This is a genomic window from Sphingobacterium gobiense (assembly GCF_002980575.1).
GTDB lineage: Bacteria > Bacteroidota > Bacteroidia > Sphingobacteriales > Sphingobacteriaceae > Sphingobacterium > Sphingobacterium gobiense.
Window position 1 is genome coordinate 1,194,642 of record NZ_PVBS01000001.1, and the last position, 25,799, is coordinate 1,220,440.

General features: G+C 43.0%; 19 protein-coding genes. 6 read left to right on the plus strand and 13 right to left on the minus strand.

The features are described from left to right. Positions 1-16: 16 nt before the first annotated feature. Positions 17-1,096 (plus strand): endonuclease/exonuclease/phosphatase family protein, encoded by a 1,080-nt coding sequence (locus tag C5749_RS05190; RefSeq protein ID WP_105723627.1) that lies wholly within the window; start codon positions 17-19, stop codon positions 1,094-1,096. A gap of 64 nt (positions 1,097-1,160) precedes the next feature. Here the strand turns inward: C5749_RS05190 and pgl are convergent, their stop codons facing one another. The 5 genes from pgl to C5749_RS05215 form a co-directional block, all read right to left on the minus strand. Further along, positions 1,161-1,880 (minus strand): 6-phosphogluconolactonase, encoded by a 720-nt coding sequence (gene pgl / locus C5749_RS05195; RefSeq protein WP_105723629.1) that lies wholly within the window; start codon positions 1,878-1,880, stop codon positions 1,161-1,163. Further along, the gene (zwf, locus tag C5749_RS05200; protein ID WP_105723631.1) at positions 1,864-3,396 is read right to left on the minus strand and encodes a glucose-6-phosphate dehydrogenase; all 1,533 of its coding nucleotides are present in this window, start codon (positions 3,394-3,396) and stop codon (positions 1,864-1,866) included. The genes pgl and zwf overlap by 17 nt, the downstream gene beginning before the upstream one ends. Positions 3,397-3,415: 19 nt before the next feature. Continuing rightward, on the minus strand, positions 3,416-4,816 hold the full coding sequence (gene gndA, locus C5749_RS05205; RefSeq protein WP_105723633.1) for an NADP-dependent phosphogluconate dehydrogenase: 1,401 nt from the start codon (positions 4,814-4,816) through the stop codon (positions 3,416-3,418). Positions 4,817-5,100: 284 nt separating this feature from the next. After that, positions 5,101-5,817 (minus strand): 3-ketoacyl-ACP reductase, encoded by a 717-nt coding sequence (locus tag C5749_RS05210; protein ID WP_105723635.1) that lies wholly within the window; start codon positions 5,815-5,817, stop codon positions 5,101-5,103. 46 nt (positions 5,818-5,863) lie between these two features. Further along, positions 5,864-6,715: a DUF6929 family protein gene (locus C5749_RS05215; RefSeq protein WP_105723637.1), complete on the minus strand. Its 852-nt coding sequence runs from the start codon at positions 6,713-6,715 to the stop codon at positions 5,864-5,866. A gap of 155 nt (positions 6,716-6,870) precedes the next feature. On the opposite strand from C5749_RS05215, the gene C5749_RS05220 reads away from it, so the two are divergent. The 3 genes from C5749_RS05220 to C5749_RS05230 all read left to right on the plus strand — a co-directional run bounded on the left by C5749_RS05220 (position 6,871) and on the right by C5749_RS05230 (position 9,370). Next, a complete protein-coding gene (locus tag C5749_RS05220) occupies positions 6,871-7,890 on the plus strand; it encodes a hypothetical protein (RefSeq protein WP_146113677.1) in 1,020 nt (339 codons plus the stop codon). Positions 7,891-7,960: 70 nt separating this feature from the next. After that, positions 7,961-8,413, plus strand: coding sequence for a cupin domain-containing protein (locus tag C5749_RS05225; RefSeq protein WP_105723641.1), 453 nt, complete (start codon positions 7,961-7,963; stop codon positions 8,411-8,413). A 162-nt stretch (positions 8,414-8,575) separates the two neighbouring features. After that, positions 8,576-9,370, plus strand: coding sequence for a sialate O-acetylesterase (locus tag C5749_RS05230; RefSeq protein WP_105723643.1), 795 nt, complete (start codon positions 8,576-8,578; stop codon positions 9,368-9,370). On the opposite strand, the gene C5749_RS05235 is transcribed toward C5749_RS05230, so the two are convergent. The 8 genes from C5749_RS05235 to C5749_RS05270 all read right to left on the minus strand — a co-directional run bounded on the left by C5749_RS05235 (position 9,353) and on the right by C5749_RS05270 (position 24,098). Then, positions 9,353-11,449, minus strand: coding sequence for a glycosyl hydrolase 115 family protein (locus C5749_RS05235; protein WP_146113678.1), 2,097 nt, complete (start codon positions 11,447-11,449; stop codon positions 9,353-9,355). The genes C5749_RS05230 and C5749_RS05235 overlap by 18 nt on opposite strands. A gap of 17 nt (positions 11,450-11,466) precedes the next feature. Continuing rightward, positions 11,467-12,147, minus strand: coding sequence for a DUF4998 domain-containing protein (locus tag C5749_RS05240; RefSeq protein WP_105723646.1), 681 nt, complete (start codon positions 12,145-12,147; stop codon positions 11,467-11,469). A gap of 38 nt (positions 12,148-12,185) precedes the next feature. Further along, entirely contained in the window at positions 12,186-13,385 is a 1,200-nt protein-coding gene (locus tag C5749_RS05245) for a DUF5000 domain-containing lipoprotein (RefSeq protein WP_105723648.1), read from the minus strand. A gap of 31 nt (positions 13,386-13,416) precedes the next feature. Beyond that, a complete protein-coding gene (locus C5749_RS05250; RefSeq protein WP_245893628.1) occupies positions 13,417-15,357 on the minus strand; it encodes a RagB/SusD family nutrient uptake outer membrane protein in 1,941 nt (646 codons plus the stop codon). Between the two features lie 22 nt (positions 15,358-15,379). Continuing rightward, the gene (locus tag C5749_RS05255) at positions 15,380-18,802 is read right to left on the minus strand and encodes a SusC/RagA family TonB-linked outer membrane protein (protein ID WP_105723650.1); all 3,423 of its coding nucleotides are present in this window, start codon (positions 18,800-18,802) and stop codon (positions 15,380-15,382) included. Between the two features lie 291 nt (positions 18,803-19,093). Beyond that, positions 19,094-20,362 (minus strand): FecR family protein, encoded by a 1,269-nt coding sequence (locus C5749_RS05260; protein ID WP_105723652.1) that lies wholly within the window; start codon positions 20,360-20,362, stop codon positions 19,094-19,096. Positions 20,363-20,453: 91 nt separating this feature from the next. After that, positions 20,454-21,041: an RNA polymerase sigma-70 factor gene (locus C5749_RS05265; RefSeq protein WP_105723654.1), complete on the minus strand. Its 588-nt coding sequence runs from the start codon at positions 21,039-21,041 to the stop codon at positions 20,454-20,456. Positions 21,042-21,281: 240 nt separating this feature from the next. Further along, entirely contained in the window at positions 21,282-24,098 is a 2,817-nt protein-coding gene (locus C5749_RS05270) for a glycoside hydrolase family 2 TIM barrel-domain containing protein (RefSeq protein ID WP_105723656.1), read from the minus strand. Between the two features lie 341 nt (positions 24,099-24,439). Between C5749_RS05270 and C5749_RS05275 the strand changes: the two genes are divergently transcribed. Both C5749_RS05275 and C5749_RS05280 read left to right on the plus strand, forming a co-directional pair. Beyond that, positions 24,440-25,066, plus strand: coding sequence for an outer membrane beta-barrel protein (locus tag C5749_RS05275; RefSeq protein WP_146113679.1), 627 nt, complete (start codon positions 24,440-24,442; stop codon positions 25,064-25,066). A gap of 388 nt (positions 25,067-25,454) precedes the next feature. Further along, positions 25,455-25,790 carry a LytR/AlgR family response regulator transcription factor gene (locus C5749_RS05280; RefSeq protein WP_105723661.1) on the plus strand — a complete coding sequence of 112 codons (336 nt, stop codon included), beginning with the start codon at positions 25,455-25,457 and terminating at the stop codon, positions 25,788-25,790. Positions 25,791-25,799: the final 9 nt, after the last annotated feature.

The following is a 25,799-nucleotide window of genomic DNA, read 5'->3' on the forward strand; positions in this document are numbered from 1 at the left end:
ATTCAACATACCCAACATGGCTACGACACTCGCTGTTATCTCTATTCTCTTAATTCTTTTAAGCGTACTGCCATTTATCCAACATCAGCACTGGATATTCCGCGTAGCCGAATTTATCAAAATACAGCTTCTCATCCTACAAACCGTCGTCTTCGGTGTAACCATGGTATATGTACAGGAGATACGTTGGCTTTGGGTAGTACAAGCCTTTCAGTTTTTATTGATTATTTATCATGTCTATGTTTTGATGCGCTACACAAAATTCTGGAAGAAGCAAAAACCCACAAAAACAGCATTTAGTTCGGATAAGATAAAGATTGTCTCATGCAACATCTACCAATTCAACACCGAGCACCATCGTTTTATCCAGCTTATCGAACAAGAACAGCCGGATATCTTCGTCACTATGGAGAGTAACGCCGACTGGGGAAAAGCTATGCAGTGTTTGGAAAAGGACTACCCCTATCAAGAGAAGGTAGCGCTGGAGAATACCTATGGGATGCATTTTTTCACGAAACTAAAAGTTAGAAACATACAAACCCATTATTTTGTAGCGGATGATGTTCCTAGCATAGAAGCGGAGCTGGAAACACCTGATGGTCATCGGTTTGTTTTCTTTGCAGTGCACCCGCCCCCGCCAAGTCCGACGGAAGAAGAGAATTCCAAAGAAAGGGATGGCGACCTGCTTTCAGTAGCGAAGAAAGTGAGGGACTATACCTTGCCTGTACTAGTGATCGGCGATTTCAACAATGTTGCCTGGGCAAAGTCCTCGATTTTGTTCAAAAAGACCAGCGAACTAATCGATGCACGCATCGGACGTGGCATATTATCGACCTTCCATGCCAAGTATTGGTTTTTCAGAGTCCCGTTGGATCTATTGTTTCACAGTACGGATATTATTATCGACAAGCTATTCATTTATCCATCTGTTGGCTCCGATCACTTTCCGATTGGCTGCACCTTTCACGTCGATGTCGAATCCGAAGAGCAGGAAGAAGATATAAAGCATCTGGAAGCAGGCGAAATGGAGGAAGTGAATGAACTTATAGAAGAAGGAAAAGCCGAAGAAAGCGATAACCGGTCGGTCGATAACTAAGGCTAAACCGTTTAACAGCTCTCTAGGCACATATCCCGGAGAGCTGTTTTTAACTAAAGACCGTTTACGTCAACAGCTGTGCCGCCTCGTCGTCTACCAAGAAAAGTAGCTCTCCTCCAGTAGGCTCCAGCAGTTGAGATGGATACTGCTCCGGATTGCGCTCTCCCTGCAAAACTTCCCGCAAGGCTTTAGCTTTTTTCTCGCCAAACGTAATCACAACGATCTTCTCTGCCTTATTGATAAACGGCGCTGTTAGCGTAATCCGATACATATCCTGTGGAGCAAGAAAATAAGCATCTACCCATTTATCTTTTTCATGAAGCACCTCGGTGCCTGGAAACAGCGATGCTGTATGTCCATCGTCTCCCATTCCTAAAAAAATAAAATCGAGCCGCGCATCATCTTTTAATTTTTCCCGCAAAATTTGCTCGTAGGTCTGCGCATAAGCTTTCGCATCTACGCCTTCTTTAAACATCGGAAAAATGTTGGATTCCGGAATAGGAATGTGATTAAGTAACGTTTCATAAGACATCTTGGCATTACTCAAATCGTCATCAAGCGGCACCCACCTTTCGTCACCCCAAAACACAAGAACCTTACTCCAATCCACCTGTGATTTATAGGCTTCCGTAGCCAATAATTTGTGCAGATCAATAGGAGAAGAACCTCCTGTCAGTGCCACCGAAAAGAAACCCTTTTCATCGATATTTTTTTTTGCCGCGTCGACAAACAGCTGTGCTGCTGTTTCAATAATTTGCGCTTTACTTTTAAACTGTTTTACCATTAGTTTCCTCCCTTAATTCTTCCACTGTTGTTGATAGCCATCGATGCCCCTGTCTGCTTAACAATTCATCAGCTGCCGCTGGTCCCCAACTTCCTGCCGCGTAGGTGTGCATCGGCGAATAAGTTCCATTTTCCCATTCTTCCTGAATCGTCGCGATAATATCCCAAGCTTCCTCTACTTGATCCGAACGCATAAATAACGTAGAATCTCCGTCGAGCGCATCTATCAGCAAGGTCTCATACGCCTCCGGGCTGTCCGGCGCACATTCAAAATAGTCAAACACCATTTCAACGGGGTTTAATGTCATGTCCAGGCCAGGTTTCTTCGCCATGAACGATAAACGAATATCCATTTCAGGCTGGATATTGATGGTCAATTGGTTAGGCACTGGGTTATTCCTACCGTTTACGAACGTTTTATTCGGCACATCCTTAAAGTTCACCACTACAGACGACTTCTTCTGCTCCATACTTTTACCGGTACGCATATAGAATGGTACCCCCTGCCATCTCGGATTGTCGATATAAAACTTCATGGCTACAAACGTTTCAGTATTCGAGTTCGGATCTACGCCCGGCTCCTGTCTATAACCTTGTTTTGCGTCGCCTTTTATTACCCCCTCCGTATATTGTGCTCGAACGGTGTAATGATTAATATCTTCCGGTTTAATTCTGCGTACCGCCTTTAGTATTTCCGCCTTTTTATCTCGGATTAAAGCCGATTCAAACTCAACTGGCGCATCCATAGCGACCATACAGAGAATTTGCAGGAGGTGGTTCTGAATCATATCACGTAGCGCACCGGAATGATCGTAGTATCCGCCCCGGTCTTCCACCCCCACCTGTTCGGCCACCGTTATCTGAACCGATTCAATATGTCTGTTACTCCATAGTGGTTCAAAAACCGTATTCGCAAAGCGAAAGGCCAGGATATTTTGTACGGTCTCTTTCCCTAAATAGTGATCGATACGATAAATCTGTTCTTCTTTGAAGTTCTCGTTTAATAACTTGTTTAAGGCAATCGCCGAAGCCTTGTCATACCCGAAAGGTTTCTCAATGATGATACGATCCTTCTCTATATTGCTTGCCAGGCCCGTTTTATGTAAGTTAACAGATACCTTATCTATAAAGCTAGGTGCTACTGATAAATAAAAAAGGCGGTTTGTTCGTTTATTACAAGCTACATCGAACGCTGTAAGCTTATCGTTGAGATTCAGGAACGAATTTTCATCCGTGATGTCAAAATTCAGGAAGGTTATCTTTTCACTAAAACTCATCCACTGTTCTTCAGTGTAATTGTTATTACGAGAAAATTCCTTCAAATTTTCCAAGACATAAGCTCGAAAACCCTCCTGTGTGTACTGCTTTCTACCCAGCGCAAGGATCTGAAATTGCTTTGGCATCCATTCGTCGATGAATAGATTAAAGAAAGCCGGGAACAATTTCCTTTTCGCTAAATCACCTGTTCCACCAAATACGACGATGGATGTTGGTGCCGTTGTTCTGTCGTGCGTCATTTTTTACCGTCGCTTAAAATTAGTCCCATTGCGTATGAAATACACCCGCTTGATCAATACGTTCATACGTGTGTGCACCAAAATAATCACGTTGTGCCTGAATGATATTCGTCGGAAGATTTTCCGAACGATAGGCATCAAAATACGCCAGTGCATTCATCAAGCCCGATACCGGTATACCCTGATCTATCGCATCTTTTATTACGGCGCGGATACTTTCTTGGCACGCCACCAATTTTTGGGCAATATCTTTATCTAACAGGATATTACGCAACTGTGGGTTCTTAGCATAAGCTGCACGGAAATCTTCTAATACAGCCGCCCGAATAATACAACCGCCTCTCCATATTTTAGTTACCACTTCCAAATCTAAATCATAACCATACGTTTCAGAAGCAACGGTCAATTGCGCTAAACCTTGCGCGTAGGTGGTGAGCACTGCAAAAAATAAGGCTTGTTTAAGATGCCCGATATTTTTTTCCTTACCTGCAGCGATAACGCCCGTATTCCATGGGAGTATTTTGGCCGCTTCCGTCCGTTCCGGTTTATATTTCGACATATCCCGCATGTTGACTGCAGCATCGATAACCGGTACAGGCACTTGCAGATCCATGGCATTTTGCGAAGTCCACTTTCCTGTACCTTTGGACTTTGCCCAATCCGAAATCAGATCAACCAAATACGTTTCCCCTTCTTTTTTCTTTAATATCTGCGCCGTAATTTCCACCAAAAAAGAACTCAGTTCCTCTTTGTTCCACTGCTCAAAAGCGAGTTGAATGGCAGCATTGTCCATACGGTACACTTTTTTCATCAAGTCATAAGTTTCCGCAATCAGCTGCATAATACCATACTCGATACCGTTGTGGACCATTTTTACGTAATTCCCTGCGGAACCATTTCCTAGAAATTCGACACAAGGTTCGCCATTTACTTTAGCCGCGACCGCTTCAAATACCGGGCGTAACCGCTCATAGGCCTCTCTATTCCCTCCGGGCATTAAGCTAGGGCCTCTCCTTGCTCCACTTTCGCCTCCAGAGATACCCATCCCAAAAAAGTGAATTCCCTTTTCAGACAATTCGTTAAATCGTCTATCTGTATCTGGGAAGTACGTATTGCCACCATCAACTATAATATCGCCTTTATCTAAAAATGGCACCAAACTCGCTATCGCCGCGTCAACCGGCTTACCTGCCGGTACCAAAAGCATGATCGTTCTAGGCTGTTGCAATAACCCGATAAATTCTTCCGCATGCGTCGTTGCTTTAATATCTTGTCCGTCTTGTGCTTCAGCTTGTAATGATTCGGCTTTTTCCGGATCTAAATCCAGTCCGGCTACAGCAAAACCGTTGTCTGCCATGTTTAGGAGCAAGTTCCGTCCCATAACCCCCAGACCAACGATTCCGAAATTGTATTTATTCATCTTTTTCAATTAGTTAAATTTGGAAAGCCAAATATATTGAAACTTGCACTTATTAAAGCGTCCATTGCCTCATTTCGCTGGCGGTAGTGGTAAAAAAATCGTTTTCTGACCTTCGTATGATGAACATGGCAAATTCAAGAGCTTCAACGGGATAACCTATAATACCACGAAGAAGTTTACCCACCGTTTTCTCAAGAGGCACAGCGGTCAAAATACACCGTCCCTGGAGTTAGTTAAACGGTTCTTGAAAAGAGCATCGACGTTTGAGGATGATTTAACTTAATCTAAGGATTCGTACTAAAAATAGATCCATTTGCAATCAGCGCCCGTCTATTCATCTTGAGCATATCCACTACCCACTCAGCAAAATCTTCCGGTTGCAACACCTTATCCGGGTTCCCATCCGTTAAACCACCGTCAATACTCATATCCGTAGCAATCGTACTCGGTGTCAGGGTGATAACCCGGATATCATCTTTACGCCATTCCGCCATCATCGACTGTGATAGTGAAATTACCGCCGCTTTGGAAGCTGCATACGCCGCCATACCTGCGCCACCCTTTAAACCAGCAGTGGACGCGACATTGACCACATCTCCTTGTCCTGCTTCTTTTAGATAAGGATAAACCGCTCTGGCCACGTGGTATACACCAAAGAAATTTATATCAAACACCTTTTGGAAATCCGCTGGTGCCATCTCCATCACTTTGCCAAACTGGCCTACACCCGCATTATTTATTAAAATATCGACACCTCCTAGCGATTCAACGAGTTCCTCTATACCACTTTCCACCTGCTTATTATCCGATACATTAAATGCAGCATAGTGTGCCTCTACACCTACCCCACGAAGTTCCTCTACTGTTGATCGCAGGTTTTGCTCGTTTTGCCCGGTAACACCCACATGCACACCCTCAGCCGCAAGTGCTAACGCAACGGCTTTACCTAAACCACGGCCTCCGCCTGTGATAATTGCTTTTTTACCTTTTAATTCTGTCATGTTGATGCTGTTGTAATCTATCCAAAAATAAGAAGAATAGTTCTTATCAGGAACCTATATTGAAATCATATCGATAAATCGGACAGTTATTATTACTTTCATCGTCCGGATCCTCGCAGAGGATAAAGGTTAATGTATCCACAGACTGGCCATAAAGCGCAAACCCCTCCAGTTTTTTCGTATTCGAGAGCAGATTGGTCGGGCCTAATTTCCAGTCGCTCAGGTGTATATAGCTGAGATAGGAACCTTTACATTCGCCGTCATGATACGTGCTGGCGCTGTCTTCTGCCGTTGCAATAAAATATAAGCGACCGTCCACGATGACTCCATCAGAAAATCCAGTTATGTAGTTTTGGATACGAGGCAGCTCGATATGATGCGCGCGCAATGTTGCAGGATAGAGAACAAAGTTCTCGTCACCCGCTAATGTAAAAACCACATTTTGGTTCTTTTCACCATTGCCCCGGTTTAAAAAATACCAGGTTCCGTTAGCATAGGCCAATCCTTCTATGTTGAAGTTATCCTGGTCAACCTTGCCTACCGCTTGCATTTGTTGATATATCGATTCCAAAGATACATGGCGTACATTCCGATTCCGTTTATTATAAATAAACGCGTCTTGCCGTTCGGGCTTTGATCCCGAACCTACGATTACCAGTGCATCACCGACATCGCACAACGCCTCGAAATCTTTTTTATCCTTTTTGGCAACGATTTCGGCTCGCTGAGTACTGTCCAACAGCACTTTATCGGTCCGTTCTTCCAGTACATTATAATGGTAAAGATAAGGACTGTTATCCGAAACAATATACAATTGATCTTGATCGTGTTGCAAGCCAGATGCCGCATTGATACCTGTCAAGTTAAAAAGCAATAGCAAAGAATAGAGTGTATCCATTATCCCGTTGATTCTGTTCTACAGAAATAGTAAAAAATACAAAATTTGTACTTTCAAAAGTACAAAACCTTGCCGAATTCTGTAGACCCCCGTATTCGTATGTAATGCTTATTTTTGTTTAACAAATGAAGAAATTATCTTAGCTTGCTTAGTATATGAACAGATCAATCCCCATTCCTCACCGTTTCTCCTTACGTTGGCTTACCTATTGTATGCTCTTATTCATTACACTGCAAGCTTGCCAATCGTCTAACAAAAGCGATACGCAGGCTACACAAGCAGACTCTTCCAGGCCAGAAAGTATGTCTATTGCGGAAGATACGCTTTCCAAGCTACAGAGCAAGTTACGCGTAGGTGAATCGCTAACGTTAGGTGCCGTATACACCGATACCGTATCTTTTGTAGATGTGAATGACGATGGGGACTACTTTCTATTGCATGTAAAAAAGACAAAGGACACCGTTGGGCTACTGTACGACGGTTCATATGACTTTGTACGTGGGGACAAATTGGCTATCCAATGGAAGATCGATAGTATCCGCCCAGCGGGTGACCCTGATTTCCTGCACTTTACCGAAAGACTGCTATCGGCATCTGTGGTGAAACCATTCAAATTGCAGCCCCGATCAGTGAAATTCCTCTGGCACGAGGAACGATTCATGGAAGAATACGACGCGACAGTCAGCACCATCGTGCTGGACGAAGGCTATGTAGCCAATATATCCGATCCGGAAAAGGCCGCACTAGGCTATGTGGCAACATTTATTGGCAACGAATGTGCTTGGGATGGTAAAGCAACTCCAAATCGCAGCAACCTAAAATGTAAAATCCTCACCGCATTAGACCTCGGCTATCAATGTTCAAACACACACCTCGGCTTCCTGCGTCACTGGTTCCGCAGCGACAGCACCGCACTGAAAAAGTTAGAAAGCTGCCCGACTATCCCGGACGGCTCTACCATACAAGAAACGTTCGACAAGATTGACCTGAAAGTCGACGGCAACGAAATTATCGTAGCTTATACGATTGTTAGCATCAACACCCGGGAGGGTAAAAGCTGGACTTGGGATGTTAAGGATCATTTCAGATTTCATAACAACCGCCTTGAATTGGTCAAGACTGAAAGATCAGAGCCGGCCGCGGCGGATTTTGAGGTAAGTGACTCGGATAGTTAATCTTCGATCAACAAAGTATTTGACAGAAACATAAATTTTCGATAGAAAAAATCAACTTAAAACAATAGAAATGAAAGATATAACATTAATAAGCAAAAGTGACGGCACGTCCTTTCACATCGCTAAAGGACGATATCGAACAATAATATCCGGTAAAGACACAGGCGGTAAATATGCTATTATTGAAATGAATGTACCTCCGGGTGGAGGCCCTGCACCTCACGCCCATAAAGATACCGAAGAAGTGTTTTATGTAGCCCGTGGCGAAGTCGATTTTCACACAGAACATAGTGTGCATAAAGCAAAAGCAGGAGATACCATCAGAATACCATTCGGCGGGGCAATACACGCTTTTAAAAATACATCTGAAAACGAAACGACCCTTATATGTACTGTTCATCCTGCTGGATTCGATGACATGTTTGCGGAAATCAATGCCGCCGACCCTTCAAAAGCAAAAGCCATCGGTGAAAAATTTGGAAACGAAATCTTTCCCCACGATTATTTTGATACGAAGTCTTAAAAGGAAAACATTATTTGTACTATAAAATCATAAAAAGATTGGTTTTATATTCAATTTTCATCGTTTTGTTTAGACATATATTTTTTATTTTTCACCTATTTGTATTACTCCTTTTATTCATTTAGAACGTCTTTATAATAATAGTTTTATAAAGAAGAACAAATGATGAGATTAATAAGAATTGTATCACTTTTTGTATTATTATTTGCAGGAAAACCTTCTAACCTAGAGGTGTCTTCATTATCTCCCACTATAGACACCAATTTCCACCTATATTTGCTGGCCGGGCAATCTAATATGGCCGGAAGAGGAAAAGTGGATTCGATTAGTGAAATAATTGATTCCGCTATTTTAACTTTGGATCGCAATAGTATATGGGTATATGCGAAAGATCCCATACATTTTGATAAATCCTTTGCCGGAGTAGGACCAGGTCTCCGCTTTGCACAAACAATGTTATCTAAAGAACAGGATTCTACGATACGTATCGGATTGATCCCTTGTGCCGTAGGCGGGACATCCATCGATCGGTGGTTTGCCGGGCAACAGGACCCTGTGACGAAAGCATTTCCTTATGATGATGCCATTAGACGTGCAAAGATTGCCATGAAAAGAGGCGTATTGAAAGGAATTTTATGGCATCAAGGAGAAGCAGATAATGCAGAAGTCCGAGCAGCACAATACCAAGACAAGTTAGCCCGCCTCGTCCAGAATTTTCGGAACGATCTCTCTGGTGATTTTCCTTTTGTCGTAGGTGAAATTGGTCATTTTAAATCAAGGCTGCCGATTAATGACGTGCTCAACCAAACCCCTCGTTTTATACCTAATTCAGCAGTAGTAAGTGCTGAAGGGTTAAAAGACGTGGGGGATGGAACGCACTTTAATACTTGGTCGGCAAGGTTACTCGGACAACGGTATGCTGAAGCTATGTGTAGCTTGTTAGCGCAGACTAAGTGATGCTAACCTTTGCTTGATTTTATCCAAGCCAAACTTGATGTCGTTTGTATACCATTGTTCAAAGACACCATGATCTGCACGGTGTAGCCAAACCTGCGCGCTGGTTATGTCTTGTAGGCTCGCATGAATAAACGCCCGCGCATCTTTTTTTTCAGCTGATACTTGGTAAGCTTTGGTTAAGTTATGTAGCATACGATTAAGCTCCAACATAAAGTGAGCCTGCCCGCGTAGATTATCATCAAAAAACCGCTTTCCTTCCTCCAGTTCTTCATAAATACGGTCTGCTTCAGCCGTAATCTTCTCTAATTTGGCTATACTAGATGCAGTGCCGTGAAGCACGGCGTTTAATTGGATATTTTTTTCGGACGAAGAAAGGATGCGGAAATAGCCCGCGCTACCTTTGTCAGGGTTGTCCAATGCATGGTTGTCAAAAGGATTATTTCGATGTTTACCCTTTTCCATATCCCCTATTAGCGTTTCTGCTGCACGAGCATACCGCATATCTTGAAAAAGATATTGCCGTTCGAAGCCTGGAATGTCGCTTTCCTTTTGTTGCCAGTAGGAGCGAAAAAAAGCGTCGTACAGTAAAGCGATTTGAGAAGCATGCTCTTCTCCAAAGTAGGCCTTGCAAAAGCTTGTATAAAAAGAAGGGCAATCAAACGAATCCATATTCCACATCATTTCTGCATTAGCCGATAGCTCCAATACATGCTCTCTGATATTACCAGCGTTGACGACCGAGAAAACCAGGTTACCGTCGCTTAAGCTATCTACCATTCTGAAGTTTTGTTCCATTTTTCGTGGACCTTCGGCCTGCGCCAGGTGAGATCCGGAAGACGTGAACTGAAAATTTAAGTAGTAGCCTGTCGGTTCGCCCGAAAAAGAATAACCCCGAATGTCTGCCGCAGGAAAATGATCGCGTCGGGCGGCTACGAAATTCCGTATTAGGGAGGATTCATCCGGCAAATTGAAATGTCCATTGGCAACCAGTGTCGACATTTCGTTATAAAGCGTCAGTCGCATAAGAGGATGTTGTTCGTCCGTTACCTCCTTCACGATCTCCACCTGTCGCTTGACCATGGCATCGATTACATCGGCACGGTCTTTCGGACTGGCTGGCGCATCCGGAAAGAATTCCCAGAAAGGGATATCACGATTTCCACGGAAACCTACTAACCATATAATATCGGCCTCATTGCGTGTAGCAAGTGTTGCGTGATAACGCCACCACTGCCTCAGCGCATCAACATTTTCAATTTTCAATGCGGGCGGCTGTTGTTTTTTGATTTGTTTCCAATAGGCATTCCAATATCTATAATTAGATCCGAAAATTAACATATGATGACCGGTAATGATGAGTCCGCGTTGTTGTGCTAAAGTAGCTTCTCGACCCAGCGGATAGGGAGGTCTATAACTTCTTTCATCCGCGATTTCACCCTCTAGCGTATTGACTTTTAGGCGAAGCATCGTTTCATACATCGCTTCGAAATTCTCATTGGAAAGCTTTTGCCACGGATTTATCAGATCCCTATCATTCGGGAACCATGCTCGATATTTCACCGAGGGTGAAGAAATTTTGATATGAAATTCAGGAGGGACAATCAGCTGTTCCTGACGAACGGGCTCTTCTGACGTCCAGCGCCATAGCGGTTTCACACCTAAAACTGATTCGCTAAAAGTATATATAGCGTAGATGGTTCCGCGCATATCGGCACCGTTTACTATAATTCGGTTGTCATCTTTATAAACTTGGTGAGCTTCCCAACCACTAACAGCCGGTTTCGAGCCGGAATACCGATCACCTGTGGCGACAACTATTGCCGAACTCGTCAATGTATCGGTCAATACCGAGGTTTCTCCTAAAACGTTGTGGAGGTCCCGCAACACATCCTTAACAGCTCGTCTCACGGCCTGTGGTTCATCCGGATGGACAAACACCGGAATGCCCCCCTTGATTATCATGCTGCCTTCCATCGATTTACTACCGCTGTAGCGCGTTTCCAACGATAAACTGAACGCTGATGGCAACTGTTGTCCCATGACAACAATGAACAAGTATATATGAAAAAATTTTCTCATCACCTTAACTTTAAACACTAATTGAAAGGAATCGTTTCGTAGGTCGTATAAAAGGTATCAATAGCCATCGGATGGGGCAAAAATACAGTACGGTAACGTAAATCGGTATCTGGTTTGCGTTCTGGCAATGAGGTTATCAATGTCTCCGCATCTGCAAACACCGTTCGAATCTGATTTTCTGTATCTGCATACTCCAAAGAAGTACCGATTAATCCGGTTTCACTTGATTCGCCCCAATACACCCGCGTTGTGTCGTCAACAATTTCCACACGCTGTATAGGCCTGTTCAAAAGAGTATTCGTATACAAATCGCCGTACGCGCGGCCCTGTGCTTCCACCCTTATCGATTGATTGCCGTCCTGGTCATACGTGAAATATTCAAAGAGATAATCACGTTCCTCCAAGTCGGAAAGCAAGGTCTTCATACTATCGATACCCGACGAGGGGGCAACGTTGAGCTCTACCGAATCGGTTCTATTATCCCAATAGATTTTAACACGGGTCACATTCGGATCGAACAATAACCACGACAACAATAGTCGGTTTTTCCCTGGAAGCACGCTTACAGAATCTGCCTTTCCAGGATAAATAATCTTGCCGTCCTTAATAAAGTCGGCGTAAGTAGCATCCATACGGCTACAACTCGTTGCGCAAAGGATGCCAAAAGATATTAAAAATAAAAGAATTCTTGTTTTCATTTGTATAAATTCATGTGTTAACAGCGTTTGGGTGGGAGCTATTCCTCCACAGACCCAAACATCGAAATTTCATTTACCCACACATTTTGTGTGGCTGGATCCCATACTTCCAGGGTCTTGAAGCGGATATAACGTACCAGTGGAGCATCTGCCGGAAAAACAAAGTTATCACCCGCCGTGGCATGTGCTATATCTTCTTCCGTTGTGGATCCTAATGGTAAGCCTGAAGGCTTGAATGAAGTGAATGTTGCCATCAATGTCCAGCTCTCCCAACTACCGTCTGGATCTGGATCTGTACTTCCCCAAATTTCGATCACTTTGGCATTGCCTTGTGCAAAAAGGCCAGCTTTCATCCAATATTGCATCCGGCTTAATTTAGCCGTTACGCCGAGGTCAAATGTAAACCATTGTGGTATTGGGCTGGGTAAGATAGACTGGAAATTATGATTTTGGCCACTGGTTGCTCGATTTCCATTCCATATCGCCGAAACTCCAGCACTGCCCGCATAACGCTTTTGCCAAGTATCCGTGGGCAAACGTACCTCTTTGAAACGACTCTTATCCAACTCCATTTCAAAATATGGAGTTAAATCACCGACTAATGTATCTGAATAGTTTTCCCAGCGATCTCTGATATAGACCCCGAAACGTCTCTCTTCAGGCTCAAATCCGCGTGCAGTAAATATCCCTTGGCGCTGTCTAGTGTAATACGTCTCTACCGGTTCCCATACACCGTTCGGCTCGAGCGTCACAATATACATAACGATGTCTGCCTCTGTATCGTTTTTCATCGAAACGTTCAAGCCGCCGAAATCCTCGTTCATGACTAACGTCTCATACACACTTTCAATGGGAGGTGTGTCCGGGTGGACCTGTACAACAACCGGCTCCGATTCTTTTTCGTCTCGACTGACCGCATATAGTTTAACGTCATAATCCCCTGTTTTTCCAAAACCGTCCAACACGATCTGATTGGTATAATAAGTTGCTTTTTTTTCTCTTTTCACACCTGGACGAATTTCATATTCCGCTTTAACGTACCAAAGTTCCTTGCCTGGGGGTAAATCATAAGTAAGCGTAGCTCCCCCTTGAAAATTTTCCACCTTGACATTGCCTACAGGGCCCGGTGTAGGCCAATCCTTTTCTATAGGGCTAAGTTTTGAATCGCAAGCCGCTACTAGAACAATACTGATAGCAACTAGCGATAGAAGTATACGTGATATTTTTTTGTCTTTCATAAAACAATTGTTTTAAGTTTTCTAATCTCTTTTACCAACCTGGGCTCTGAACTAAAGCACGGTTAACCAGTAGTGTTTGCTCCTGAAGCGGCCAAAAATAATCGCGGAAGCGGAATGTGGTTTGATACAATGCCCGTTGCCGATAATAATTTTCAGCCTCTTTTTGCGCAATGTCCCATCCCGATATAGTCCTGTTTAAAACCGTTTCCCCTATCTTCCAGCGACGTATATCCCAAAAGCGTTTTCCTTCAAAAGCCAATTCAATCATACGTTCTCTACGGATGATATCGCGCAGCCCTTCTTGACTGGTATATTTAGAAGGCTGTGTAGAATATTGTGACCACGAGTTCTCTACGCTTTCCAAACCAGCCCTCTCCCGAACCAAATTTATCCAGTTGAGCGCATCCGACGACGGGCCCTGAGCCTCATTAAGTGCTTCTGCGTATAAAAGGTATAGGTCGGCCAGACGCATCACGGGCCATGGATAAGCCTCTACTGTATAACGATTCGGCGCTTCAATGATATTTTGATAATGCACTAATTTTTTTGTCCAGTATCCAGTATTGGAGTACGAATTCGAGGAAACCATAGAAGCAAATTGTCCCACTTTCGCTTGCAAGTAATTGGTATTGTTGTCGTCAAATAACCCATGGCCATACCAAATGCCACCATCGAAACCTAAATAGGCGTAATAGCGATGTTCACGCCGGTAATTTATCTTGGCTGTTGTGTACCCTTCTTTGATGTGATATTTGTCGATAGCTGTAGCCGTTTCCAATTGGAAACGGTCGCTATATGTCCAGGTTTTATCTTCCGTAATGGGGACGCCGTTTTCGCTGTAAAACATCTCGACGATGTGTAAAGGCGGAGCAAGGTTGCCTCGGGTAGAAACCACTTCCACCGTCGCGGCGGTCAAACCCCGTACCATCGCCTGACTCTGTATGCCGCTGGTTCCACCACCAGCCATACTGTTTGGGTCGCCCCAGATAATTTCGCGATTCCAGCGCTCAACAACTGCATTGCGCAGATCCATCTGTATCTGAATTTCCGGTGAAAGCGGAAATACCACTATTCCCGGATTAAAACGATACAGTTCCCGGCCAGCGGCATGACACTGCTCAACAGCCTCCTGACAGGCGGTAACAGCTTTCCGCCATTTATCCGCATCATATGTCGTATTGAATAATGCTGTGCCGTCATGATTTGTGTATCCTTGATAAGAACTGTTACCATTAAAAAGTGGACTAGCAGCCGTTACGAGAATGTATGCTTTAATACTCTTGGCGATGGGTTGCGTAATTCGCCCCAGTTCTGTTATTTCACTGTCGAGCAAAGCGGGCAATGATTCCATTCCCTCGTCAATCAGCCCGATGATATAATCAAAACATTCGTCTACCGGATCACGCGGAATTTGCACCTCGTCCACAGTCGCTGAAACAGGAATGTTTTCGCGCATCAACGGAATAGGACCATACATACGTACCAGCCAGAAGTGATAATAAGCTTTCAAAAATTTCACTTCAGCAATCCATCTATTTCTTTCATCTTCTCCTAAATCAGGAACTCGATCAATATTTTCCAAGAATATATTGCAATCGCGGATACCCATGAATAAATTGGTGCCACCATTTCCACCATCCCAAGAATTGTTAAATGGATTTACGATGTTCTGATTGCCTCTTACGATATTAGAAGCGGGAGCACTGAAATCAACAAACTGTTCCCGAATCCAAAATTCATCACTCCCCATAAATGCTGGGTTGGAAGTCAGACTGGCATGAGGAGGCATCCAGGAATAACATGTGAACAGATACCGTTCTGCCGTACTTCGCATATTAAAAGCGTGTTCTAAAACAGCTACATTATCCGGAACGATATCCAGATAGCTGTTGCAAGAGCTAACGGATATTATTGTTGCTATGAAGAATGCCTTCATGGGCATCATCATCGCAAACTTTTTATTTGTCTTCATTAGATATATTTTTATTTCTTTTTCAAAAATTCATGTGGATACCAATATTGTACACCCGTTGAACCGGATAACCAAGGCCATTGCCAGCCATTTCTACATCCCAAAGTTTAAAATCACTCCAAGTAAGAAGGTTTGTGCCGCTTAAATAAACCCGCATTTGTTTGATGTATAACTTACTGGAAACTTTCTGTGGTAAGCTATAACCGATTTCCGCCGATTTGAGACGTATAAAGGACCCGCTACGCATAAACCAAGTGCTACGCTGCCCATTGTTGGAATTAGGTGTATCACCAGCGGTATAGGAAACAGGCAATGTGCTGAGCCTTGGCCACAAAGCATACTGATTACGATTATCTTCTGACCAGTAATTATCCGCATACGCTTGTAGCAGTTGGTTCTGTAGCTGCACCCCCGAAAGTTCTCCACTACTATAGCGATATTGGATAAATGGTGCAGTCGCATAGGGATCTATCCAAAATGATTCCCGGCCCAAACCCTGGAAAAATGCAGAGATATCAAAACCTTTGTATCCACCCGAAAAACCAAATCCATAGGTTATTTCAGGTGTCGTGGGATAACCAATCGGTACCCGATCAGCCTCGGTAATCTGTCCGTCACGATTGACATCCCGATATTTGATGTCACCCTCACCGTATTCTCCAAAATGCTGAACCGGCGAGTTGGCAACCTCGTATTCATCAACAAATAAATGGTCGGCGATGTAACCCCATTGTTGCGATAGCGGGTAACCAACGCGGGAGCGCCACGGCTCATTGAAGTACACCGGTTCTTCATAGACGGTGAATGCGCTGGTGGCGTAGGTGAAATTTCCCATTGCCGACATCCACATACCGTTCATCCAACTATGTTGATAGTCCAATGAAATATCAATTCCTTCTGATTTCGCTTCGCCTACGTTTGCGCGAACCTGAGCCGCCAATCCGAGTTGACTGATGTTTGGCCGTGTCATTAATATATTCTCCCGATGTCTATTAAAATATTCTGCCTGTATCTGAACTTTATTGAATAAACCTACCTCTACTGCCAAATTCCGCTGATGGTCTATTTCCCAAGTTATATCAGGATTGGCATAACGGTTAATAGAAATACCGTTGCGGCTATTGATATAGTCCCGACCAAATCTCGCTCCCCGGTTTGAGTTGTTCATGTTGACATCGGAGAGATAAAAAAAGCGGTCATTGGCGCGGCCAATGTTATCGCTTCCGACTAATCCGTACGTTCCGCGTAACCTTAAATTGCTTATAATAGGTTTGATGGGTTCCCAGAAGCTTTCGTTTGAAGCTGTCCAAGCTAATCCAAATGATGGAAAAAAACCGAAACGCTTACTCTCGTGGAATCGTTCTGAACCGTTGTAACCAAAATTGAATTCTGCAAAATAACGATTGTCAAACGCATATGTAAACCTTCCCGATAGACCTGTGTTACGGTGAGGCAACGATAGTTGTAGATCTTCTTCATTGGCGTTCATACTTTGTCGCATGATGTAAATCATCATACCACTCAGTGTATGTTTATCAGCGAATGTTCGGTTATAGTTCAAAGCAGATTCGAGGTAGAAAATAGAATTAATTTCTTTTGCCCCGGGGTTATAGTTCAGATATTCTGTTCCCGCATCTTCGTCGATAGATTGGAGTGCGTATTCCTGGGTGCGTCGGTCATAAAATCCCACACGGTAATAAAAGGGTTCATATTGACGGCTTACGGAGTATCTAGACGTACGGTTGGTGTTGACCATCGTTCTAAAAGAAAGACCATCTGTTACGAAGGGCAAATCTTGCTTGAAATCCACCTGTGCTAACATTAAGGCGCGTGATTGGTCTCGATAACCTTTCACCATATCAGCATAAGGGTTGAGATAATTGCCTTCGTCGTAGTTGCCAAACATGATATGCTGTACATACTGGTGTTGCTCATCAGCAGGATAATATGCAGGAAAATATACGGGGTTTGCCCGCATAATACGTTGATAGGTTGCCGCACCGCCTTCAACTGGGCCTGTATAATCATCGAAATTACCATTTAATCGGACAGTTAGCGCGGTCGTTTTGGTCAGATCGATATTAACATTTGCCCGCAAATTATAATTCTTCATGTCAATATTACTGTTGAAATTATTTCGCCGATCTACCTGGAGTATGCCATTGTCGCGATTCAGTGATGCGGTGACAAAATATCGAGCAACTTGCCCACCCCCATTGACGCTAAGGTTAACGCGTTGGTTCATCGTATAATCTTTCAATAGTGTAGATCGCCAATCTGTAGCCGGATAAAAAATAGGATTTGCACCCGCGATTGTTTGATCTATTTTTTCGTTTGTATACGGTAGTCGGCCAAGTGGATCACGCGTCAATACCGCTTCATTATGCAATCGCATATACGTTATGGGGTCAGCGAGTTCAACATTGGTCGTAGGTGTAGATATGGAGTTTTCCATTCGAAGCGATACTTTAGCAACACCTGCTACCCCCTCTTTAGTCGTGACGAGAATGACTCCATTTGCCCCCCGCGCACCATATACTGCTGTAGCGGTTGCATCTTTCATGATCGAAAAGCTCCCTATATCATCCGGTTGTAATCTCGCTAGATCGGTAACTGTCAACTCGACACCATCAATCAAGATCAATGGATCAGGACGACTATCTGCAAAAGTCGTTACTCCGCGGATAAAGAAGTCTGCGTTGTCTTGACCGGGCTCCCCACTTCGTTGGAAGGCGATAACACCAGAAGCACGGCCGGCAAGAGCCGTCGTTAGGTTACTTGACGGAATTTTCAATTCACTCGGTTTGATGGAAACGACTGATCCGATCATGTCCGAACGTTTCTGTTGTCCAAATCCAACGATAACGACTTCGTCTATACCACTCATAGCAGAAACCAGTGTGACGTTGATGGTTTCGGAGGCTCCAATCGGTATTTCTTGTGTCTCAAACCCGACGATAGTAAACACCAAAACAGCATCAACCGGGACATCTATGATAAACCTACCATTCAAATCCGTCGTCGTTCCTGCTCGGCTCATATTTTTAACCATGACAGACACACCCGGTAAAGGCGCACCATCGGCATCCACCACAAGACCATCGATTTTTCGTTGTTGTGGGGGCGATTTGGACTTAGGTGCCTGTTTTTTCTTTTCTTTTATGAGTATATTTTTTTTAATAATTTTATAGGTAAAAGGTAAGTTTCTAAAACAGGCCTCTAAAGCTTTTTCAATACTGGAGTTTTCCACATCGACCGTAACCTTGAGTGTTTCTACGCGATCGCTGTTATATACAAAGACATAATCACTTTGTTTCATGATTGATTCCAATACACGTTCAAGTGAAACGTTCTTTTCACTTAGAGAAATCTTCTGTGCATAGCTATTCGCATTGGAATGAAAACAGGCGACTACAATAAGGATAGTAGAAAGGTTTATACGCATGATTATCGTTTTGTCCCATTTAGTACCCCGCCAAATCGAGCAGGATAAAGTTTTAATCAAAGTATTAAATAGCCATAGGATTAACTGACCTATGGAAAATGAGTTAAATTTCATTACTTTTGAAATATGAAGGGTTAATACTGAAACTGTTCGCAATAGTATTCCGTAAAGCCTAATATATAGGCAGCTCTTTTTGAGTCTCTCATTGCAGTGAGAGACTTTTTTTTACAACATGTTTTTTAGAAAATTTCGGGGGTTTTTTGTTCGTTTTTTTTCATCTTTTAGTTTTGTTTATAAGTGAGAAATAATTACTTTTTTTCTGGAATTTGCACTAGTATCTTTTGCAGTAATATCTATTATTCGATACTTTAAATTAAAATAACTTAAAATGTCCAGCGCTTCCGACGCATTGACGTTTCGATGAACTTTACCCCACAATTTGGTAGCCGGCATCTTACCTTCAAATTCGAATTCAAAATTGTACCATCTCGAAAATTCTTCCATTACACTCCTGATATCTGTATCTTCAAAATAAAATAAATCATCCTTCCAAGAAATCACATTTGAAGCATTGACTTTTTTTACCTCTAATCTCCGTTTAGCGTTTAAAATGGATTGTTCTCCTGGCTTTAATGTCCTAGAAGCATTTTGTGTATCCGTTTTTGATATTGGGTTTACCCTTACGCTGCCCTCCAGAAGTGTGGTTTGGGTAGCACTTTTTCGTCCATACGAACGTACATTGAAATGCGTACCTAATACGGTAATTGATTGGTCTTCTGTTGTTACCGTAAATGGAGCCTTGGCATTCTTTGCCACCTCAAAATAGCCTTCACCCGTTAATGTTACCTTTCTTTCATTGTTGCTAAATTTAGTAGGATAGGTTAAGGACGATGCCGAGTTCAACCAAACTTTTGTACCATCTGGCAAAGCAACTTGATATTTTCCTCCTCTCGGAATCTCAATAGTATTAAAAATAAGTTCTTTGGCAACAGTCGTTGATCGTTCTTCTTGCATATCGTCTATGATATAGCTAATCTGGCCGTCGTCGGTTTTTGTGATAATGAAACCATCTTGCTTAACGATTTCACCTTCATTGATGTCGTTTAATCCGATAACGGAACCGTTTGCCAGCGTCAAGGTGGCCATATTACCTCCCGGCGCAATATCTACAGGTTCATTCATTGCAGCCGACTGCGGCTTAGATTCTTGTTTGCTTTTGTAAAGAACACCGCCGATAGCTAAACCGATCAATAACACTGCTGCGATTTTAGAAAACGTTGACCATAATGAACGTTTCCGCGTAGACGGTATGTCGCTCTCTGTCGAATCCGAACCATTCTCCGTTTTTAATACAGCTTTTAAGATATTCGATCTTCGTTCAGTGCTAAAGAAGTCTGCCTCTGCCGTATGTTGAAGCGATTGATAGGCAGCTTCCATCAGAGAAAACACTTCCTCATCTGGAGCCCTATCGATATATTGCATCAACTCGTCAATTTCCTCTGAGCTAGCTGATTTATCAATATACTTCCTAAATAAACACGCTATTCGCTGTTTGTCCATTCTTTATCGAGTAAAAGGCCGTCTAATTAAGCCGATTACTATAAAGACGTTAATAAATGAAAAAAGGGGTAAGGGAATACCGTAAATTAATTTAAAAAGGCAAAATTAACAAAAGGATTAGTACGCTATTCTCAATTTGGAGTTTAATATTTTGTCTCAAAAAATGAAGTGATAATTGCATGTGCTTTTTCACAGTTTCCTTAGAAATTCCCATTTGTGCTGCGATTTCTTCATATTTCAATTTTTCATGCCTACTTAAATAATAAACTTTTTGCTGCTGTGGAGGTAATTGGTTTACCGTTCTTTCAATAATTAAATTATATTCTTCTTTGAGGGATGGGGTATCAATCACATAGCTATCTTCGAACAGCTCTTTCGAAAGATAGCGTTGATGAGTACGCTCTGTTGCAAGTTTACGAAGGTAATCGAGCGTTTTATTTTTGGAGAGCGTAAATAGATAGCCCTTGAAATTATCTATATTATAAAGTGTTTCTCTTTTTTCCCAGACCTTAATAAAGGTCTCTTGAACAATCTCTTGGGCCACTTCTCTTGACTCGGTTATTTTATAAACATACACCCCTAACTTTTGATGGTAGAAGTCAAAAATTTGCGTAAATGCCCGTCGATCTCCCTTGGAAATCTTATGAAGAATCTCTTTTTCTTTCTGAATCGCATTCATTATCAGGCAAGTTACTATTCAAAATATCACTTCTGTTTTTTTCTTAACCAAGAAATTTACTAGATAGGATCGGGTTTATCTACAATTAGAATCTAAATCTAGGAATTTTATAATAAAAAGCAAAATTGCATATATAAATTTGTTTTCGCACGCCCAGAAACAAACATAAAACTCCCGAGGCCTTGGACTGCGCCCCGGGAGTTCGTTATACAGTCACAAAATATACTTATCGTCCCATATTTATGGGTACTTCCCTACGAAATCAAACACCAGTTTACCTTCTATCCATTCTGGCCCTATTTTATTCGGCTGCCCTTCCGGACCATGATTTGTCGCTGCATCAAACTTGGTTCCGATAGCACTGATGCCATTCAAAAAAGAGATGTCGCCTGCAGGGAACGGAGGCGAATTATGGTTATTTTCTGCGGCTTGCGGCCCTGGTGGAGTATAAAGTCTTAAAAACAGATCATCGCTTTCGCTATAGATGGCAAAGGGTTTAATCGTATTTTCAATGACAACCCAATTGAAATTACGGTAATAACCTTTAAACTCGGGATATTCCCAGGATTCTCCGGTAACGGTATTATTGTACTTTTTATGCCAAACGCCGTAATTGTTACCTTTCATTCTATTTTTCCAAACCCGATAAGGGCCTCTTCCCATATATTTCACACCTGTTACCAGCTCTTCGGGAAAATCAAAGTTTATTCCCAAATAATCAAAGGCATTGCCGGAACCTCCTGTGTCATGGTAATACGCGTAGTCCAATGTCAGCAAACCACTGGGGGCTAGTTTATACTTCACCCGTTTCAGCGCGTCTTTATACTGTATCTCGACAAAAACACTATCTCCTTTTGTAGTGTGCTCCATGGAGACAAAGTCCGCCTTTCCTATGGCCGGCTGTGGTCCGTTCGAGAAAGGAATCTGCTGATCACCACTTTTTACCTGATGGATCAAGCCCGAGCTTTTGTCGAAGCTGATGGCTAAATCACCGGCTGTTAGCGTTACATCACGCTCCGTTTCCGTCACTCGCGCCTTTGCTTGCGGACGCGGTTCGTTTATCCATTGTTCGTTGATCGTTTTCACCGACTTGAGCGGCCAAGTCCATGTGTAGAGTTCTCTTCCGTGTACATCGGTAGCCTTTAGCGTTAAGAGATCGGCCTTTACCTTTTTGTGCTGATCGAAAGGAATTTTAATCGTTCCGCGTTGTTTGGGTTGCAGATCGGGTCCAGAGATCGATCCCTCGTCCAACACCGTGCCTATCGTATCCTGCGCATAAGGCGAAGGAAAAGTGCTGAGTTTCCACTCAAACTGCACGGTATTTAAATTGGTATAAAGGTAGCGGTTCTCTATTTCCAAGTCCCCATCAAAATGAGTTGGCAGCTTTTCATGGTCGATATAAACGGGCGACCAGATTTCTTTGATCGTATAAAAACTGCCTTCCTTTTCACGATAAGGACCTAAAATGCCATCGGGAGCATGGTTGCCATCGGTATCGATACGACCACCTTGATCTAACCTAACCACGCCTTCATCTGCAAATACCCATAGAAAACCGCCAGCAGAAAGCGGATTGGCCATCATCTTGTTCCAGTGATCGTTTAAACCAGCGCCATGCCCGCCATCAAACAGGCCATGCAAAAACTCTGTGGGAAAGAATACCTCTTTGCCATTATATAGCGATCCGTCACAGCAATCATAGCCTTTATAGTGTTGCGTGTCGGTGCCATTAAAAATATTCCAGGGATGAATTACGATTCTATTTTGGGGATCGTATTTGGCGTAATCTTCCACAAGTTCATGATTATTACCGCCTTCATTGCCATTGGCCCAGATAACGATGGACGGATGGTTTACATCTTTCGTCACCATCTCTTTCAGTAATTTACGTCCAACAGCTGTATCGTACTTCTTCTGCCAACCGGTTAATTCATCGATAACGAAAAGACCAAGTGAATCACATACTTCGAGGAAATGGCCGTCGGGCGGATAGTGAGACATCCGTACCGCATTCATGTTCATATCTTTCATGAGATTGACGTCCATGATGCTGATCTCCTTGCTCATGGTTCTGCCAGAGGTTGGCCAGGCGCTATGTCTGTTGACACCTTTGAACATTACTTTAACACCGTTTACGAAAAAGCCTACTCCTCGCTTTAACTCGACCGTTCTGAATCCAAACTTTTCGGTTTTGGTATGCACTACATTTTGCTTCGCATCAAGCAGCTTCAGCTCGACCTGATAGCGATTGGGAAACTCGGGCGACCAAAGGTCCGGTGATTCCACCTGTGTACGCAGGCTTGTTTTTTCTGCATCTTTTTCAAGCGGCATACGAAAAGGCGCACCCACTTTTTCTCCATCCATCGTTTTTATCTGGGCCTCCACCGTCTGATTTTTTTGATCCCCTTCTGTATAAACATTGATCAAAAAGCTACCATCTGCCTTCGCATCAATGGCTGTCCACTCTATATGGCTCTCCGGGACGATTTCCAGGTATACTGGCCTAAAAATGCCCCCAAAAACCCAAAAATCCGACATACGCTCCGCTCTATTGACCGAGGTATCCGAAGAAATTTTCCGGACCGTAACCTCCAGCAGGTTCTCGCCGGATGATTTGAGCAGTTTCGTAATGTCGTACTTAAACCGGTAAAAGGAGCCTTGATGCATGGGGCCTGCCGATGTCCCGTTCACCTTTACCTCGGTGTCGGTCATCGCTCCTTCAAAAACAAGCTTTACCGTCTTATTTTTCCAGTGAGCATCAGAAACGAATGTATGCTTATAATAGCCAATTTCATTTTTCTCGAAATCTTCCTTCCAGCCATAATGATAGGTACCAAAACCTTTGGTTTCCCAGTTGGACGGTACCGGTATTTTACTCCAGGTGCCGCTATTGGCGCCACTGCTCACCATAAAATCCCAATCTACGGTATGGTCTTTATCGGTACCCGAAAGATAGCTGATCGCTGTGGATTGACCGCAGACGGTGCTTATTGTGACGAAATGCAGCAGGTACATGGCCCACTTCGTTGCATTTTTGATACTTCTTTTTTGGATCATGGTGTTTTTTTATTACCAAGCAGGATCTTGTTGAATATTGGGATTTGTATTTCGTTCGGTTTACATCTCAAATATATTAGTTTAAGTTTAAGCATGCAAATATTAAAACCAACCGTATCAATAAACTTAGCACCTATAGCGCACGTGATGACGACATTACCACATCTCGGAACCGACATCCACAGATTTTGAGATACGTGAATCGGGCGGTTAATATTCGATCAAAAAAGTATTCAGCAGTAGTATAAACTTCCGGTAGAAAAATCTATCTTTGGCCCTTTAATTAATCTAACTTTATGGATAACATCCGCGTATCCCTATTATTTATTTCGTATTTCAACATGAAAAAACTTTACATTTTAGTTTTAGTAGCTTGTTTACTTGCTACGGGTCGGTCTTATAGCCAAGACAGTAAATTCAACATCTCCGCCCATACCCAATTGGGTACAACTAAATTTTCAAGAGTTGGTGATTCTTCGGCCGAGCTGAAACAGTTCACCATTACGCCCCGAGCAACATTCCGAATCGATAAGGTATGGGCGGTTGGCGCGCTCTACAATTACCGTAGCACTGAAGAGAGAACATACCTATCTATCCCTGGAGTGGGTGGAGGAAATATCGATACCAAAACAACCGATCAGTATGCCGGCGTCCTTGTCCAGACCTATCTTTTTGATAACGGAAAATTCGCGGCATTTTTAGAATTAGACGGTACAATGGGAACATCCAAAACGGAAATTCTATCTGGTGTGACCGGCACACCTACCAAGTCTGACTTATATTCCTCGGCATTCCACGCCGGCGGACGGTACACTTTTTTCAAAGGTCTCGGAGCAGAGATACGTCTAAACCATTTGGCTAGTTATCGCAAACTAAAAGGAAAAGAACTTGACACAGAAACCAGTCAGTTCGACTTATTTAATAACGTTTTGAACCAGGTTTCCTTAGGGCTTTCCTATCAGTTCTAAGTATCCCTAATATAAAAAAACACCCGGAGTGCATGCTCCGGGTGTTTTTTACACCCTCATTTAATGTCTTAATCGACATTAGTACAGAAAACCAAATAAACTAAATTCATTCCGCATGAACTTAGTTCGTGCATTTTTTTTGACCATCTCTTGTTTTTCCAGAAAGACCAAAAGCCGCTCCTAGAGCGGGATGTACGTTTTTTTTTGAACTACGGGACTTCAAGTTCAAGCCAACCGGCGACCCGAGGCACCGATCGCCATTATCATATTAGCTATCTGTAATAGAAAATCACAAAAACTTGGGTTTTATAAGTACTACCACGTAAAAAATGTTTCTCCGCAATAATTCGATGGATTAGGCGTAACGGTTCGGCTACTTTTGTATCCGATGAATACCATTTTAATTTCGCATCTTTTCGTAGAAGAAGGGAAACGGTTACGCCGTATTGCCGTACAGGATATCCGATACCTGAAAGCCGCGGGCGACTATACCGTGATTTACCTAGACAAGGGTGAGTTTGTAAGTTCATCCGGTATCGGATCTATCGAACGAAAACTCGATCCATCGCGGTTTATGCGTGTGCATCGGTCGTTTATCGTCAATCTGGAGCACATCGACGCTTGCCATCGCGATATCGGCAGGCTCTACCTTATTATGAAAAACGGGCAGCAAATCGGTGTAGGAAAACGTTATATGCATCAGATCAAATCTTTAATACTGTAGCCGTTGGGT